The following is a 16,095-nucleotide window of genomic DNA, read 5'->3' as shown; positions in this document are numbered from 1 at the left end:
GCCTGATCGGGCGCTAACCGGCGTGCCCACAACCACAACAAGCTGGGGTCCCTTTTACGCGAAAATACGGGGTCCCGATTCCACGGTCATTGACAGGGATCGGCAATGAGCGGCGTGACAGCCAGCGCGGACAAGCACGCGGGGGCTCTATATAACAGTCTCCATCAGACATGGGGCGCCGTGAGCAACGTGCTCGATACGGTCGAGGATGAACGGAAAGCGTGCATGCGGTGGGTAGTGGCGGCGCTCACGCGCCGCCGGACCTCCAGACGGGGATACCCAGCTTCTTCGCCTTGTCGGCAAGGTTGTCGTTGATGCCTGTGCCGGGAAAGTGGATCACACCCCTAGGCATGATGTCCAACACCTCGTCGTTGCGCTTGAAGGGCGCGGCGCGGCCATGCTTCGCCCAGTCTGGCGCAAAGCCGATCTGCGGCACGTTGCGATTTCTGGCCCAGAGCGAGGCGATCTTTTCGGCGTCCTTCGGGGATTTGCCATGGATCAAAACCATGTCCGGATGCTTTTCGTGGACCTGATCGAGCTTGGCCCAGACCAGCCGGTGGTCATTGCCAGCAGAGTCGGCATTGGTGACATCGACCGAAACTGTCGGCGCGCTACGGTTTTGGGCGATCAGTACGGCATGGTTCCTTGGCCGTTGCGACGATTTCGAGGCCGAGATCGCCAAGGAGATCGCGATCAACAAGTTCACCTATGCCGAACTGGAGGAGGAGGACACAGACCGCAAGAAGCTCCAGGGATGGCTTGATAAGATCAAGAAGCTCGACTTTTACGGCGCAGCATTGGCCCAAGCAGCACGCCGATGCTAGATGCCGATTGGCGCTCCACTCTCAGATTCGGATTAACGCGCATGTGAGATGCGAGATCATTCTTGCCTATTGCATTGATCGTGGAATTGTCGCGCATCTGAAATGCGAGATAATCCTATGGCGATCAATCTGGTTGGCGAGATGATCGATGCCAAGCGCGCGCAAGCAGGTGAGCTCGTCCAGCTCGTGCGAGGCATACATGTCGGCCAAAACGCCGATTCAGATGCCACCATATTGAGCCACCCTCCCGCACTATGCGCGTAAGAGCGGGGCGAATAACAAGCGGGGCCCGGCGCCCCTCAACGCGACGGCACAACCGTTTGTTGCTGTTCGCCAAGTCTTTCGATGTGTAAGTGCATGACGTTCCCGGGCTTCAGAAACACAGGCGGGTTCTGCGCCAGACCATTGCCCGGCGGCGTACCGGTGGTGATGACGTCGCCCGGTTGTAGGCTCATAAACTCAGAGACATACGAAACGATCTTGGCGATGCCAAAAATCATGGTGCTTGTGGACCCATTCTGGTAGCGGGTGCCATCGACTTCGAGCCACATTCTCAGATTGCCGACATCTGTGATTTCGTCCTGGGTGACCAGCCACGGTCCAAGCGGGCCGAATGTGTCGCAGCCCTTGCCCTTATCCCAGGTTCCTCCCCGTTCCATCTGGAAGTCGCGCGCCGAGACGTCGTTGACGATGCAATATCCCGCCACGTGGTCAAGAGCGTCAGCCTCATCAATGTAGACGCCAACCTTGCCGATGATGACACCGAGCTCCACTTCCCAATCCAGCTTGCTCGAGCCCCGTGGAATGATCACATCGTCGTTCGGACCGCATATCGAACTGGTTGCCTTGAGCAGGATAACAGGCTCCTGCGGCACCTCCTGCTCCACTTCGGCGGCGTGGTCGCGGAAATTGAGGCTAATCGCGACGAACTTGCCGACCTTGCCAACGCAAGGGCCCAGTCGCGGCGTTCCGTCGACCAACGGCAACGAGCGCGTATCCAGAGCCATGATCCTGGCAAGCGTTGCCGGCGCCAAGGCCTCTCCAGCCACATCGTCGATGTGATCGGAGAGGTCGCGGATGCGGCCGTCATGATCCAGAAGGCCGGGGCGCTCCCTGCCCTTCTCGCCATATCGCAAGAGCTTCATGTTGAATGTCCCGATTTACTGATGTTCCTGACAGAAATGCATGAGGTCGAGCCCGTCAGGCATGAGACCTGCACGTCTCAGCGCCGCATTCCAAGCTGCAATGTGAGCAGGATCGACATTGGCACCTCGCACCCAAAGCTTGGCGTGCCGATAACGCGCCACCTGTGACTCTAGCTCGTTCATGCTCTTGTCCGCGAACATGGTTGAAAGGGCAAGAGCGGCCTCGTGAGCCGGGCTTTCGTATAGCCAACTGGCTGCTGCGGAGATCGCCTTGCGGAAGGCAATGATCGCGTCACACTGGGCAGTGGCCAGGGTCGAAGTGGTGCAGTAGACACTCCATGGTACCGGGCCCAACGCGTCAGCCACCGGAGCAACCTCCTTCAAACCGGCAGCCGGATCGATGACTTCGGGATCGACGAGCAGAAAATCCCCTACGCCGCGTCTGAATTCAGCGATCGCTTGCCCGGCGGAGTAGCCGATAACGAGAGCAACATCATCGAGCGCGATGCCCTTGTTGTAGAGAGCCTGGCGGAAGGCCACCCATGGCGTCGGCACGTTAGTCGGAAAGACGACGACTGTTCTGCCGCGCAGGCAATCCCAAGAGAACCCCGGCTGTTCATCTCGCGCCAAAAGCCAGTGCCGTGTGTTCTGGTTGCTTTGCGCCACAAGGACCGGCGACAGGCCTTCCTGAGCCATCCTGAGGGGGAACAGGACGCTGCCCAGCACGAGATCCGCCTGACCGGTCTTCAGCGTATCTATGATGGCAGAATCGCCGGTGGGACACCCCACCAGTTTCACATCGATATGCTCCCGGGCAAACAACCCGCGTTCCTGCGCGATGTACTGAGGTGCGTAGGCCAGATGATGTGCGCTGGCCACGGTAAGACTGAAGCCTGGCATGTCAGCTCAACTTCAGCCCGATCTCGCTGGAAAGCAGGGGTTCGATGATCATGCCGTTGCCGGTGGCCAGTGTCTCCTGCACCGGCTCGATCATGCTGGTGATGTGGCGATACATCAGCCGCTGCGAAAGCTCGGCATCACGAGACATCAGTGCCTCGGCGATGTCGACATGCTCGTTAGCATGTCCCGCCACTTTCGCCGACTGGACCGACACGTTCTCGAGAACGCCGGTCAGCGCCGGGTTTGATGGTTCAAGCAGCACCAGTGCCACCGAAATCAACATGGGATTGTGCGACGCTTCGGCAATGCTTCGATGAAATCTGGTTGAACTCTCTGCCTCCGGAACCCGTTGAGCACGCACGTCACGGACGTGCGATCTGGCTTGCGCAAGTATGTCGCTGAGTTCGGAATCGGTCGCGCGAAGCGCTGCAAGCCGCGCTCCTTCGGCTTCCACTGCGCGTCGTACCAGCAGCAGTTCATGCAGGTCCGAGAGGTCGGTGACGGTCGCCGCATCCATGAGCCGCGAGCTTTTCTCGCGCATCGTCACCTTGTCCTTCAGCTCCTCAAGCCGCGCCACGCCTTCACGCGTAATCGTGCGGCCGCGTTTTCCACCGTCGCCTTTGGTCAGGCCAAGCAAGTCGAGCTGGCGTAGAAACCGCCCGGCGGTCGCCTGCGACAGGTCGTGGCCTGTTTCCTTGAAGACTTCCGCCAGCCGCATCGAACCTACCGGCCCGTCGGCATCCGCGAGCACGCCAAGGGCGATCAGTTCCAATGCCTCGTTTCTTTCTATTTCCATCACCCGCCACCTCTTGGCTTACGCCAGTCACATGATTCGAGGACACCAATCATGGTGATAATACTTGAAATGACCGGGGTGTTTACGCCTGCCTGCTGTGCCAAAGTCTCGATAGGAACGAGACCGTAGGGCACGTCTTCGGTGACGAAACGCCTGGAAAACGTTCGACCCATGCGCGGCGAGACGGCTTCACGTGCGCCAGGGCCATATGATTTCAGGGAAAAATCAGGGCGCGCAATGACATAGCGACCAAATCCCAGCGCATTCATGACATCCATACGCTCACGGTCGACTGCCGTTCGCAGCCGCAGAACCTCGTCTGAGGAGTATTCCTCGAGATAGAAGGCGCCGCCACGATGAGTACTGGGTGCAACCGCCTCGCAATTGCGTGCCTCGCGTGCATTCAAGAGATAGCTCGGCACATGAGCAACCGGGTTCTGGTTGTTCAGGCTGGATGCAAGTGCGTTGTCGCACACTTCGATGCCAGGAATGATCCCTACCAGAAGCCGATGATGTTCATCAGCAAGCCCGCTTTGCCAGGCACTCAGCTCCATCCAGCGCTTGCGCGCCGTTGCATGCACCCGACCGGGTTCGGGGCTGCACACGAGGAAGGGTGTCGTATTGAGTTCGAGCACGGCCGGGGTCGCTCTACAGCCAGCCGATTGGAGCGCGGAGGCAAAACGGCGTGAACCGTCGACATAACCATTGGCAAGCAGAATAACATGGTCGTCGATCAATATGGGCGATAGCGCATGCGCCACCGCCTCATGCTGATCAACAGTTGTCGCCACCAGAATGACACCGCTTTCGGCGGCAGCTGCGGCGTCCAGGGCAAGAGGGGGCAGGCCAACCGTTGCGTCTCCCATATGACCGGTGAGCCTGATCTGTCCCACCTGGTTCAGGGCATCCAGATGCTTGGCGTTGCGATCGATCAGCATGTTGATCCGATAGCCACGGCTGGCGACATCCACAACGAATGTCTGGCCGATAGCACCTGCGCCGATTACAGCGATGTCCGGACTAGGCGTCACGCTGGCGTTCTCCCCGGCCTGAGGAAACGCCCATGTCCCGGCTTGGCGGTCACCACACCATCCCGCGCCACTTCCTTGCCTCGGACATAGGTGGCGACGACGGCCCCCAGAGTGTCGCGACCATCCCACAAACGGGCCGCGTCGCGACTTTTCGATTGCATCGCGTTTCGATCGACTTTTCCACGCCGATCAAGATCGATCAGCACGAAATCGGCATCGGCACCCTCGATCAATGCGCCCTTCTTCGGCGCCAGGCCGAAAAGTCGCGCGACATTGCCGGACACCAATCGTGTGAGCTGGGGCAAGGTCAGCCGGCCGCGGACGACTTCGGTAATCAACACAGTCAGAGCGGATTCAATGCCGTGCGCGCCCGATGGCGCCTGCCAGATCTCGCTCCAGCCAGGCTCCTTCTCCGAGACCGCATAGGGCGCATGGTCTGTGCCGATGAAATCAATCGTGCCATCCGACAATGCTGCCCAGACAGCGGCACGGTCATGCTCACACCTGAGTGGAGGATTGATTTTCCCGTAGGGTCCGACGCTGCGAAGCATCTCGTCCGTGAGCAGCAGGTGATGCGGACATGCCTCCGCCGTGACACTCCAGCCTTGGTGCTTGGCGTGCCGGATGCGATCAAGCGCACTGGCCGTGCTTACATGCGCAAAGCTGATACGGGCACCTGCTTCGCGAGCCAAGAGGATCGCCCTGCTTACCGCTTCCTCTTCGGCAAAGTTTGGCCGCGACTCGCCGTGGGCCATCGCATCTTTGCGCCCTTCGGCGCGCAGGTCCGCTGCCAACCCCTTGCACAAGATGTCGTTTTCCGCATGCAACACGCCGATGCGCCCGGTCTGGGCAATGCGTTTCATCGCAGCAAGAAAGACATGGTCATCGGGGAGGCAGCGCGTAAGCCCATCGGTCCCCGCAGAGGGAGCGGGTGCATTCATGAAGGATTTGAAGGCGACGGCTCCAGCCTCGGCCTGCTCGACGATTACGTCAAGGTTGCTGGCACCTGCCCCTCCATAAAGCGCAAAGTCGATCAGCGCCCGCGGCTGAAGGTGTTCGGCCTTTGCTGCCAGGATTGCTGCCGTCGAGACGGCAGGCACGGTGTTCGGCATGTCGAAAACCGTGGTTACGCCGCCGATCGCTGCGGCAGCCGTGCCGCGCACGAAGTCGTCCTTTTCGGTATGACCAGGATCGCGCATATGCACATGCGGATCGATCATTCCGGCCATCACAAACAGGCCACACGCGTCGATGTCGGTAGATCCCAAGGGCTTTCCCCAGGGTTCGAAGCCGGCAATGCTGCCGCCACGAAGGATGATGTCACTCTCGACGATCCCGTCGCCGAGAACGATCCGGCCGCCGCGAACGGCTCGCTCCGTCTCGCACGCCGCCATGCCCTCAATCCTTGCTCATCATTACCACGGCACCCTTCACATGGGTGAAGGCAAGAAGCGCGTCATAACCCTTCTCCACGCCGTAGCCCGACTTCTTGCGGCCACCGAACGGCAGCTCGACGCCATTGGAGAAGGTGTTGACCATCACCTGGCCGCAATGAAGTTCGCGGATCATCCAGTTGGCGCGCCCGATGTTTCGGGTCCAGACCCCGGCGACGAGGCCGTAATCCGTCCCGTTGGCAATCGCCACCGCCTCTTCCAGATCGCCGAACGGCGTGACGGTGAGAACTGGCCCGAAGATTTCGCGCTGGGCAATCGCGGCCTGCGGAGCGACATGGTCAAACAAGGTGGGTTCGAAGAAGTAACCCTCTTCATAGGCTGCCCCTGCGGGGCGGCCACCGCCATGAATGAGTTCAGCTTCGTCGCGGCCGATCTCGACCAGTTCGCTAACCCGCTGATGCTGGAGCGCGGAAATCACCGGACCGAGATCCGGGTCGGTATTTCCGGCACCGATCGTGGTGCTGGCGAAGATGTCCTTGAGCCGTGAGACCAGTTCAGTATGCACGTCACGATGAACGAGAAGACGCGCACCTGCCGAGCAGGTCTGTCCCGCATTCTGCAGGATTGCGCTTGCCACCACCGGTGTGACCACGTCGAGGTCGGCATCCGCAAGTACGATATTGGGCGACTTCCCGCCAAGTTCGAGTGCCGCGGGGATGAGATTTCCGGCAGCCGCTTCGGCAATCTTGCGTCCGACAGGCACCGAGCCTGTAAACGAGACGTGGTCGATGCCTGTATGACCAGAGAGGTCAGCCCCTGCTTCCGCACCGAGCCCTGGCACGACATTTAGCACGCCGGCAGGGAAGCCTGCCTCCAGTGCCAGTTCCGCAAGGCGCACCGAGCTTAGCGGGGCCTGCTCCGCTGGCTTGAGCACACAGCAATTGCCGGCGGCCAAGGCTGGCGCGAGCGTGCGGCTCGCGATGCCGAGGGGATAGTTCCATGGGATAATGTGGCCCGTGACGCCATAAGCCTCGCGGGTCGTGAAGGTGAAGCGGTCGGTCGCAGCTGGAATGACCGAACCGAAGACGGCTTCAACCATGTTCGAGTAGTATTCGAAATAGCGAACGGAAAAGGCGACATCGACCTTGGCTTGGCGCAAGGGCTTGCCAGTATCGCGGCTTTCCAATGCGGCCAGTTCGTCGGCATGTTGCGTGATCACCTGGGCGAAACGTGACAAAAGCCGGCCACGCTCCGCAGCGGTGGTCAAGCGCCAGGTAGAGAAAGCACGCCGCGCCGCAGCAACCGCCAGATCGACTTCTTGCGCGCCACAGCGCGCCACGGTGGCGAAGGCCTTGCCCGTCGCCGGATCGATGACCTCGATGCTTTGCGCGGTGAAGACACGCTCCCCGCCAATGATGGCGGGGTAGGCGCCTTCCGGTTTCACCAGTTTGTTCATCACGCATCCACCTTGAATTTCGTGTGGTTCTCGATCCAGTGTCGGGCGATGTCCTCGCGGCGCGCGAACCAGACGTCGCCTTGCTGCAGGGCGTATTCGACAAAGCTGCGCAGCCCTGCCATACGGCCTGCTTGGCCCGTGTGGCGGGGGTGGAGGCCGATGGACATCATCTTCGGAAATCCGGCTTTGCCTTCGCGGCGAAGCTCGTCCAGTCCAAGCCGACACGTCTCCCAGAAATCTGTAGGGCTGGTGTAGCCGAGTGGCTGCACCAGTTTGCCCTCCGTGTAGGTCAGCGTGTAGGGCACGACGAGATGGCCACCCGCATCCTTCGGGAAATGTGGCAGGTCGTCGTTATAGGAATCGGAATCGTACAGGAAACCACCCTCCTCGATCAGCAGCCGGCGGGTGTTGACGCTTGCTCCGGTTCGAGAGCGCCAGCCAATAGGACGACGGCCGGTGGTCCTGGTTACGGAATCCACTGCCAATGCGATACGCCGGCGCTCTTCGTCTTCATCGAGCAGCCACGGCTCACTCCAGCGCCAGCCGTGACAGCAGATGTCGTGCTGGCGTTCGCGCACCCAGGCGCTCACTTCGGCATTGCGCTCGAGTGCGACCGCAGCAGCAAAGAGCGTTGCCGGGATGTCATGCTCGTCAAGCAATTCAGCCAGACGCCAGATACCAGCGCGACTGCCATATTCGAACAGTGTCTCAACTGCGAGATCGCGATGCGTCTCGCCGATCGGATAGACGCCCCCGAGACTCTCGCCGCGATCGTCGCCCGACGGCCTGGAGCGCTCGGCGCCTTCTTCGTAGGCGATGCAGAAATTCACGGCCACGGCAGCGCTGCCTGGCCATTCGACCCGCGGTTTGTTCCGGCCATAGCCGATGAAATCGCGCTGTGGCCCTGGAACGATCTGGTCCTGGAAAGTCACTGTTATGCTCCCGTCATGACGCCGGCTTTGCCGGTTGCGAGCCCGGCTTCATGGGTCTTTCGCGGTTGATACATGGATGGATCCGGCCTCAGTGACGAGGCGAGAAGCTGCTGTGTGTAGGGATGGTTCGGCCGCGCGAGCACTTCGCGCACATCTCCCGTCTCCACCACCTTGCCCGTCTGCATCACGGCCACGCGATCACAGACGCTGCGGATGACATCGAGGTCGTGGGAGATGAAGACGTAAGAAAGGCCCTTCTGCCTGCGCAGATCATTGAACAGATTGAGCACCTGCGCGCGCACTGAAACGTCGAGCGCCGAAACCGGCTCGTCGGCAACGATAATGTCGGGTTCGGCGGCAATGGCACGGGCAATGCCAACGCGCTGACGCTGGCCACCGCTGAGGTCCTTCGGGAATCGGCAGGCAAACCGCGCCGGCGGGTTTAGCCCCACATCGGCGAGAAGTCGTTGCACCCGCTCGTTTATTGCCTGCGGCGACATGCGTTCGCTGCGCTCGCGTAGCGGCCCCCCGACAGACTGCGCGATCGTCTTGCGCGGATTAAGCGAGGCGTAGGGATCCTGGAACACCATCTGGATGCGCTGTCGGAAGCTGCGCAACTCCTCGTCGCGCATTGACAGAAAGTCCTTTCCTCCGAGGATGACCGAACCCGAGGTCGGTTCCACCAGTCTCGTTATCAGACGCGCGACGGTGCTCTTGCCGGAACCGGATTCTCCGACTATGCCGAGCGACTCGCCACGCTTCAATTCGAAGCTGACATTGTCCGCCGCATGCTTCTCGGGCGAGACCCGGCCAAGGAAAACGCGCTTGCCGCCATAGGTCTTGCCAAGTCCCTCGACCTTCAGGATCACGTCAGTCATTCCCGTCCCCCTTGCCGGCGACCAGCCAGCATGCGGCATCCCGAGAGTTGTCGTGGCAAAGCCGGATGGTGGGATCCTGGACAGCGCAGATATCAAGCGCGTGCTGGCAGCGTGCCCGGAACCGGCACCCCGAGGGTGGCGCGATCAGATTGGGCACAACGCCTGGAATAGAGGACAAGCGTTCGTTGCCCTCACTCAAGCTCTTCAGGGAGGCGAGCAATCCTTGCGAGTAAGGGTGCTGTGGCCGCTCGAAGAAGTCATGGACGTCGGCATGCTCAATGACTTGGCCGGCATACATCACATAGACCCGATCACAGACATTTGCCACCACGCCAAGATCGTGGGTAATGAGGACGAGCCCCATCTGCCGCTCGGTAACGAGCTGTCGCAGGAGCTGCAGGATCTGTTTCTGGGTCGTGACATCCAGCGCAGTGGTCGGTTCATCGGCGATGAGAAGCTGTGGCTCGCAGGCAAGCGCCATGGCGATCAGCGCGCGCTGGCGCAAGCCACCACTGAGCTGATGCGGATAGGCACTCATGACGCGATCAATCTCGGCGATCTGCGCAGCGGTCAGCGCCTCGCGCACGGCTTGTTGCAAAGCTCCCCCGGCGAGCTTCTTATGGGCGCGAACCACCTCGGCGATCTGATCGCCAATGCGCATCAGAGGATCGAGATGGCTCATCGGATCCTGAAATATCATCGCGATGCGGGCGCCACGGATCCTGCCCATTGCAGCATCCGATAATGTAAGAAGGTCGGTGCCGCCAAAACGGATATAGCCTGAAACCTTGTCGATTGGACGCGGCAGAACGCGCATGATCGACCGTGCAGTCATCGACTTGCCACATCCGGATTCGCCAACGATCGCAATCGCCTCACCTGGACGCACGGTAAACCCGACATTGTGGAGTGCATGCACCGTGCCTTTGCGCGTGCGCAGCTCAGTCGTAAGACCTGCAACACTCAGCAGCGCTTCAGGCCCGGCGCTCACGGAAGTCAGACTATTCATGGCCGCGCACCGCATCGTTGAAGGCATCGGCAACCAGATTGAGGCTGATCGCCAGAGCAGAAAGAACCAGGCCGGGCAACACCGCACTCCACCAGGCGAGCCCAAGCAGCCCATAGGCATCCTTGAGCATCAATCCGAGACTGCGCGGTTCGGGATCACCTACACCAAGGAAGGACAGACCGGCTTCGATGAGGATGGCCGCCGGAACCTGCAAGGCTGTCGACACAAGCACGAGGTCGAACGTATTGGGCAACATCTCCGAGAAGATCAGCTTCAGGCGCCGTGCGCCGTAACCCCGTGCAGCTTCGACAAACGCTTCCGAGCGCAACTTCAGAAATTCCGCGCGCACCAACCGGGCAATGGAGGGCCATGCGAGACCGCCGATTACGAGGATCACGATCAGACGCGAAGAGCCGAAGACCGGTATGAGAACGAGCGCCAGGAACAGCACGGGGATAGTCAGGATAAAATCGGTGATGCGCATCAGCAACGCATCAACCCACCCCCCTATGAAGCCGGCAAATGCACCAATGATCGTTCCGAGAATTGCTGCAACCACGCCGGCCATCAGGCCGACGGCCATTGAAATGCGCAGACCATAAAGAGCGCCGCTATAGACATCGCGGCCCAGGTCATCCGTGCCCCACCAATGTTGCGCATTGGGGCCCTGCAGCACGTCCATGACATTGACTTCGGTCGGGCTAAAGGGCGCGAGCCAAGGAGCGAAGAGTGCGCAGAACCCCAGCAGGACCAGCACGAAAAGGGCAACAAGCGCAATGCGGCTGTGTCGAAAAGCGTCCCAGACTTCGCGCCAATGCGACACCGTCCGCATCGGCTCCTCGCCCGTTCCAATGGTTGCGGGGTCTATTGTTGCCGTGTCAGCCATTGCCGCGAAGCCTCGGATTGATGGCAAGATAGACGAGATCCGTCAGGACGTTGGCGATGATAACCATCACCGAAGTCAGCAGGAACATGCCAAGCAGAAGCGGGTAGTCGCGCTGCGCGACCGCCTGCACCGTGAGCACCCCCAGACCCGGCCATCCGAAGACCGTTTCGGTTAGAACGGCGCCCGAAAGCATCAGGCCAATCTGCAGCCCGAGCACGGTCACAATCGGGGTGATCGCGTTGGGAACGGCGTGCCTGAGGATGATGCGCCACCTCGAAAGCCCCATGGCTCTGGCGGTGACTATGAAGTCGCCACGCAGCGAATTGAGCATCGACGTCCGCATGAGACGGGCGATCAGGCCCGTGTAGAAGAGCGAAAGTACCGCAACCGGAAGCACAAGGTGATGCAGGACGCTCGTCCAGTACCCCAGGCTTCCGGGTTCGAGGCCGGAATCGACCATGCCCGAGATTGGCAGCCATCCGAGTTCCACCGCAAAAACCATCAACGCGATGAAACCTAGCCAGAAGGTCGGCACGGAATAACCGAGTATCGCGACTGTCATCAGCATGCGGTCCTGCAGTGACGACGGCCTGAGAGCGGCGATGATGCCGAACGCAAGGCCCAGCACTGTGGAGAGGACATAAGTCGATCCCATCAAGAGCAGGGTTGCAGGGATACGCGAGGCGATAATCTCGCTGACCGGCTGGTGGTAGACGTAGGACGTGCCGAGGTCGCCTTTGAGAACGCTGCCCAGATAATCCAGGAACTGGATGTAAAGCGGATTGTTCAGCCCCAGGCTTAGCCTGAGCGCCTCCATCTGGTCCGCAGAGACTGCCCCCTCGCCCACCATCATCGTCACCGGATCTCCTGGTGCGAGATGAATGATCGCGAAGTTGACGATCACTGTCGCAAGCAAGAGTGGAACAGCCTGGACAAGGCGGGTTCCGACGATCCTCGGCACCGCTGACATTACTTTGCCCCGACCCAGAGGTCGTCCATGGGATCACGCCCGTCCCAAGGACCTGCCGGCAAGCCCTGCACATGAACGCGCGACGCCGACCAGTCGGACCAGTTCATCGGCCAGATAGCCGGAGCATCATCGATGATGCGCTGCTGCATCTCGACATACATCGCCTTGCGCTTCGCTTGATCCGGCTCTGCCGCAGCCTTGGCGAAGATCGCGTCCACATCCTTGTTGCAGTAGCCCATGAAGTTCGAATAGGGCGCAGGCCGAATGTTCTCGCAGGCATAAAGAGGCGCGAGATTGTTCGCATCGAATGCGGAAATCCAGGCAACGCTCGAGACGTCGAAATCTGCCTCTATGTAAGTCGAGGCCGTGTACGGGGCAGATTCGAGCGGACGCAAGGAGGCATTGATACCGACCGCCCGCAGGTTTTGAACCACAATCTCGTTAGCCTTGTGGAACACGGCCACGCTCGGTCGCGTGTTGACGGTCATTGCGAAGCGGAAACCGTCGGCCTTCACCGGCAGCCCAGCTTCATCCAGCATCTTTTTGGCGAGCTCGGGATCGAAGTTGTAGCCCTTCAGGCTCGCGTCCCATGCCCAGCTGTTCGAGTTAAGCGGACCGACAGCAGCCTTTTCGTGCTTGAAACTCACCGCCTCGGCAATAAAGTCGTTGTCGATCGCGTGGCTGATGGCCTGGCGAACCTTGGCATTGTCGAAGGGCGCGCGACGCAGGTTGAATCCGATCGTCATCACCTTGGCGGCAGCCTCGTCGCCGATCGGCTGAAGCTTGATGTTTTCGTCGCCCTCAAGCATTGCGAGCGAGCTGTAAGGCATTGCCGATGGCGGCAGATAGTCGACCGCGCCCGTCTTCAGCGCAAGCATGCGCGCCGAGGCGTCCGAAATGAAGCGGAAGGTCACCTCGTCCAGATTAGGGCTATCGAAGGCGTCGGGATTGCGCACCACCGTGAGGTGGTCACCCTTCACCCATTCCTTAACCTTGAACGGCCCGCCGGTGACCCCAGCGGTCAGGCTGTTCTCGTTCTTCATCGGGTCGGTGCCCTCGTAGACATGCTTGGGCACGATCGGCGCATAGAGGGAATTCAACAGACTAAGGAAAGGTGCGTAGGCCCGCTTGAGATTGAAGACCACGGTTCCGGGCCTGGAGTCGTCGATCTTGTCGATCACACCGAAATTCGACTTTCCCGCCGGCTGATATTTGAGGATCATTTCCTGGAACGAAAACTTCACGTCGGAAGACGTGATCGGCTTGCCGTCCGACCATTTAGCGCCGTCGACCAGATCAAATTCATAGGTCAGTCCGTCTTGGGACACGCGCCATTCTTTCGCGAGATACGGCTTCGGCGTGATCTTGCCGTCAAACTTGAGAAGCGACGGATAGAGCTGGGCGGCGATAATCTGAACGTTGATGTCCTGGCTGAGCGGCATGAGCGTCGTCGGCTCCGCGAAGATCGCGACCTTGATCTGCCCGCCCTTCACCGGTTGCGTGGCCTGCTGGGCAACGGCTCCCGAACAGCCAAAAATGATAGTCGTCGCCAGCAATGCGGCACGTACGCGCGTTGACGTCATCAGCTCTCAACTCCTCCCGTTTCGTGGCGCGAAATGCTCCTCGCATCGCCGCTCCAAATCTTGATCATCAGTGATGATCAAGAGACTATGCGCTTCGATTTCCCGCGTCAACACACATGAGCGATCGCTTGAAAAATAAGTTTGCCTCAGCAGGCCACGGAGAGGTTTAGCCGCCGGGAGCCGACGAGGAGGCGCGCGCCCCCGCCCCTGCCAGCCAAGAAAATCACCATAAAGGCAGGATGGACTTCAACGACCAGCATCGACTCGACGCTCACTAACGTCACACGAAACCAAGTCGGATTGGGATGCCCATAACTGGTCATTTTGACCTCGGGGGAACATCAAATGGCACCAGGTAAGATTGTCTGCCCTATTTGTGGAAATGGGGCCAAGAAGGGGCCCGCTGCGACCGGTGACTATTTGGCTGTCGACTGTACTTCGTGCGGTCGCTTCCATGCTTCCGGTTCCTTTCGAGAATTCGCCAAAGCGCGAGCAGTAGCAACCCGAAGGCACGCGTTTGAGCTGGCGAAATTGAGAGCACCGTACGGGGCGATGCCTCTCGTAACCACTTATGACCTCCCGTAGCGGGTGTGCAGATTCCGCTCAGGTTTGTGTGCTGGGACAATACCGGGTCCGCCGCCGGCGTAGCCGGCCGGCATGCCCCTCAGCATCCACCTTCGTCCGATCGTGTTGCCGTTGCAAAGCTGCAAACGTAGGGCAGCACACCCTCTTCGCGCCGCGGCAACCAGTTTACCATGCCCTGGCCGAAGCCGCAGGATTGTTGACAGGCCAGACATGGCGGCGCGGATTTCCGCGACGAGTTCTGCACGACACCGGCAAGCAGCAACGAGCGCCGGCGGAGTAGCCGCGTTTCGTTTTTCGGTCCGGACACTCCCGTCTCACAAATCCGGTGAGCTATAGATCCAGTTGCTATAACTCAGAATCTGGTCAAAAATGAGCTATAGAAAGGAGCCCTATAGCTCATGACCTGGAACTGGACACAGCAGGGTTGGCCCGAATTCAAGTATGATGCAGCCCGACTTGCGCCGCTTGAACGACAATTCCTCCTCTCGTCCGGCGAAGTCATCGGTGCAATCCGACACGTTAGTGACGATGATCGTAGCCAACTACGCATAGAACTCCTCAGCGACGAAGCCATAAAGACCTCTCAGATCGAGGGGGAGATGCTAGATCGCCTAAGCGTCCAATCCTCTTTGCGCAAGCAGTTTGGTCTCGATTCAGAAACTCGACCAGTAAAGCCCCAGGAGCGCGGCATCGCAGAAATGATGGTCGATGTCTACGCAAGCTGGGCCGCGAAGTTAGACGATGAAACGCTGTTTCGCTGGCATGCGATGTTGATGACGGGAAACCGTCATCTCGCAACGATCGGCGGATATCGAACGCACGCGGATGCTATGCAGATTGTGTCCGGCAGCCACGACAAACCCGTCGTCCATTTCGAAGCTCCACCGTCGGCGCGTATTCCCCTGGAGATGGCGGCTCATGTCGAGTGGTTTAACAGGTCAGCGCCCCAGGGCGAAGCTCCCCTTCCGGCACTCACACGTGCTGGCATTTGCCACCTCTATTTCGAGAGTATTCATCCCTTCGAGGATGGCAATGGCAGGCTCGGCCGAGCACTCGCGGAAAAGTCCCTTGCGCAAAACATCGGGCAACCAAGTCTGATCGCCCTCGCATTCACGATCGAGCATGGCCGGAAGGCGTACTACAGTCAGCTTGAGAAACATCAGCGCACACTGGATATCACCCAGTGGCTGGTTTACTTCGCCGAGACAATCCTGGAGGCCCAGCAGACGACGCTAAGGCGCGTCGCTTTCTACCTCAACAAGGCGCAATTTTACGATCGCTTCCGTGGACAGTTCAATAATCGGCAGGAGAAGGCCATAGTTCGGATGTTTCGCGAGGGCCCGGATGGATTTAGGGGTGGATTGAGCGCCAACAACTACATCTCGATCACTCGCGCCTCACGAGCCACAGCCACGCGCGACCTGCACGACCTGGTGGAAAAACGAGCGCTTATACGAACCGGTGAGCGGCGGCATACAAGGTATTCCCTAAACTTACCCCAAGCTACCGAAGCCCATTAGGATGTGCAGCTGTCCTCGTGCATCGACATGCCACCTGCTTACGAGCAGAAGCCGGGCTTCTCTCCGAGTAGAGGTGATCCGATACCGTTTATTGGACCGCCGGAAGGTGGAGTTTCCCGGCTGTTTCACAATGACGGGCTGGTGGCGCCATCGTGATTGATCAACGATTTCGGTACCTTGTGTCCG

The 16,095-nt window shown here is 59.8% G+C and carries 14 protein-coding genes and 1 pseudogene; 2 read left to right on the top strand and 13 right to left on the bottom strand.

Annotated elements, in window-relative coordinates:
• Positions 1 to 247: 247 nt before the first annotated feature.
• Positions 248 to 565: pseudogene (locus C8K44_RS26400) on the bottom strand (DUF2493 domain-containing protein); the annotation flags it as partial.
• 19 nt (positions 566 to 584) lie between these two features.
• On the opposite strand from C8K44_RS26400, the gene C8K44_RS26395 reads away from it, so the two are divergent.
• Entirely contained in the window at positions 585 to 824 is a 240-nt protein-coding gene (locus tag C8K44_RS26395; protein ID WP_245417651.1) for a Chromate resistance protein ChrB, read from the top strand.
• 299 nt (positions 825 to 1,123) lie between these two features.
• On the opposite strand, the gene C8K44_RS26390 is transcribed toward C8K44_RS26395, so the two are convergent.
• The 12 genes from C8K44_RS26390 to C8K44_RS26335 are packed head-to-tail and all read right to left on the bottom strand — an operon-like array spanning position 1,124 to position 13,804.
• Positions 1,124 to 1,969, bottom strand: coding sequence for a fumarylacetoacetate hydrolase family protein (locus C8K44_RS26390; protein WP_109578732.1), 846 nt, complete (start codon positions 1,967 to 1,969; stop codon positions 1,124 to 1,126).
• A gap of 15 nt (positions 1,970 to 1,984) precedes the next feature.
• The gene (locus tag C8K44_RS26385; RefSeq protein ID WP_109578731.1) at positions 1,985 to 2,869 is read right to left on the bottom strand and encodes an ABC transporter substrate-binding protein; all 885 of its coding nucleotides are present in this window, start codon (positions 2,867 to 2,869) and stop codon (positions 1,985 to 1,987) included.
• 1 nt (position 2,870) lies between these two features.
• Positions 2,871 to 3,665, bottom strand: coding sequence for an FCD domain-containing protein (locus C8K44_RS26380; RefSeq protein WP_109578730.1), 795 nt, complete (start codon positions 3,663 to 3,665; stop codon positions 2,871 to 2,873).
• Positions 3,665 to 4,696 (bottom strand): NAD/NADP octopine/nopaline dehydrogenase family protein, encoded by a 1,032-nt coding sequence (locus C8K44_RS27415; RefSeq protein WP_146204018.1) that lies wholly within the window; start codon positions 4,694 to 4,696, stop codon positions 3,665 to 3,667. The genes C8K44_RS26380 and C8K44_RS27415 overlap by 1 nt, the downstream gene beginning before the upstream one ends.
• The gene (locus C8K44_RS26370; RefSeq protein WP_109578729.1) at positions 4,693 to 6,090 is read right to left on the bottom strand and encodes a dihydroorotase family protein; all 1,398 of its coding nucleotides are present in this window, start codon (positions 6,088 to 6,090) and stop codon (positions 4,693 to 4,695) included. The genes C8K44_RS27415 and C8K44_RS26370 overlap by 4 nt, the downstream gene beginning before the upstream one ends.
• 4 nt (positions 6,091 to 6,094) lie before the next feature.
• Positions 6,095 to 7,546 carry an aldehyde dehydrogenase family protein gene (locus C8K44_RS26365; RefSeq protein WP_109578728.1) on the bottom strand — a complete coding sequence of 484 codons (1,452 nt, stop codon included), beginning with the start codon at positions 7,544 to 7,546 and terminating at the stop codon, positions 6,095 to 6,097.
• A complete protein-coding gene (locus C8K44_RS26360) occupies positions 7,546 to 8,478 on the bottom strand; it encodes a polysaccharide deacetylase family protein (RefSeq protein WP_199227216.1) in 933 nt (310 codons plus the stop codon). Before C8K44_RS26360 ends, C8K44_RS26365 begins: the two co-directional genes overlap by 1 nt.
• A gap of 2 nt (positions 8,479 to 8,480) precedes the next feature.
• A complete protein-coding gene (locus C8K44_RS26355; protein ID WP_158282810.1) occupies positions 8,481 to 9,356 on the bottom strand; it encodes an ATP-binding cassette domain-containing protein in 876 nt (291 codons plus the stop codon).
• Entirely contained in the window at positions 9,349 to 10,365 is a 1,017-nt protein-coding gene (locus C8K44_RS26350; protein ID WP_199227215.1) for an ABC transporter ATP-binding protein, read from the bottom strand. Before C8K44_RS26350 ends, C8K44_RS26355 begins: the two co-directional genes overlap by 8 nt.
• Positions 10,358 to 11,197 carry an ABC transporter permease gene (locus C8K44_RS26345; RefSeq protein ID WP_245417650.1) on the bottom strand — a complete coding sequence of 280 codons (840 nt, stop codon included), beginning with the start codon at positions 11,195 to 11,197 and terminating at the stop codon, positions 10,358 to 10,360. Before C8K44_RS26345 ends, C8K44_RS26350 begins: the two co-directional genes overlap by 8 nt.
• 46 nt (positions 11,198 to 11,243) lie before the next feature.
• The gene (locus tag C8K44_RS26340) at positions 11,244 to 12,221 is read right to left on the bottom strand and encodes an ABC transporter permease (protein WP_109578724.1); all 978 of its coding nucleotides are present in this window, start codon (positions 12,219 to 12,221) and stop codon (positions 11,244 to 11,246) included.
• The gene (locus C8K44_RS26335) at positions 12,221 to 13,804 is read right to left on the bottom strand and encodes an ABC transporter substrate-binding protein (protein ID WP_109578723.1); all 1,584 of its coding nucleotides are present in this window, start codon (positions 13,802 to 13,804) and stop codon (positions 12,221 to 12,223) included. The genes C8K44_RS26340 and C8K44_RS26335 overlap by 1 nt, the downstream gene beginning before the upstream one ends.
• A 983-nt stretch (positions 13,805 to 14,787) precedes the next feature.
• On the opposite strand from C8K44_RS26335, the gene C8K44_RS26330 reads away from it, so the two are divergent.
• Entirely contained in the window at positions 14,788 to 15,909 is a 1,122-nt protein-coding gene (locus C8K44_RS26330) for a Fic family protein (RefSeq protein ID WP_109578722.1), read from the top strand.
• Positions 15,910 to 16,095 lie beyond the last annotated feature (186 nt).

This window comes from Aminobacter sp. AP02 (genome assembly GCF_003148805.1).
Lineage (GTDB): Bacteria > Pseudomonadota > Alphaproteobacteria > Rhizobiales > Rhizobiaceae > Aminobacter.
This window is presented reverse-complemented; position numbering and strand designations above follow the sequence as displayed.

Bases quoted from the DNA above. Each gene is read 5' to 3' on its own strand.
- C8K44_RS26380 (WP_109578730.1), bottom strand. From the start codon at position 3,665: ATGGAAATAGAAAGAAACGAGGCATTGGAACTGATCGCCCTTGGCGTG.
- C8K44_RS26390 (WP_109578732.1), bottom strand. From the start codon at position 1,969: ATGAAGCTCTTGCGATATGGCGAGAAGGGCAGGGAGCGCCCCGGCCTT.
- C8K44_RS26340 (WP_109578724.1), bottom strand. From the start codon at position 12,221: ATGTCAGCGGTGCCGAGGATCGTCGGAACCCGCCTTGTCCAGGCTGTT.
- C8K44_RS26330 (WP_109578722.1), top strand. From the start codon at position 14,788: ATGACCTGGAACTGGACACAGCAGGGTTGGCCCGAATTCAAGTATGAT.
- C8K44_RS26355 (WP_158282810.1), bottom strand. From the start codon at position 9,356: ATGACTGACGTGATCCTGAAGGTCGAGGGACTTGGCAAGACCTATGGC.
- C8K44_RS26385 (WP_109578731.1), bottom strand. From the start codon at position 2,869: ATGCCAGGCTTCAGTCTTACCGTGGCCAGCGCACATCATCTGGCCTAC.
- C8K44_RS26345 (WP_245417650.1), bottom strand. From the start codon at position 11,197: ATGCGGACGGTGTCGCATTGGCGCGAAGTCTGGGACGCTTTTCGACAC.
- C8K44_RS26370 (WP_109578729.1), bottom strand. From the start codon at position 6,090: ATGGCGGCGTGCGAGACGGAGCGAGCCGTTCGCGGCGGCCGGATCGTT.
- C8K44_RS26350 (WP_199227215.1), bottom strand. From the start codon at position 10,365: ATGAATAGTCTGACTTCCGTGAGCGCCGGGCCTGAAGCGCTGCTGAGT.
- C8K44_RS26335 (WP_109578723.1), bottom strand. From the start codon at position 13,804: ATGACGTCAACGCGCGTACGTGCCGCATTGCTGGCGACGACTATCATT.
- C8K44_RS26365 (WP_109578728.1), bottom strand. From the start codon at position 7,546: ATGAACAAACTGGTGAAACCGGAAGGCGCCTACCCCGCCATCATTGGC.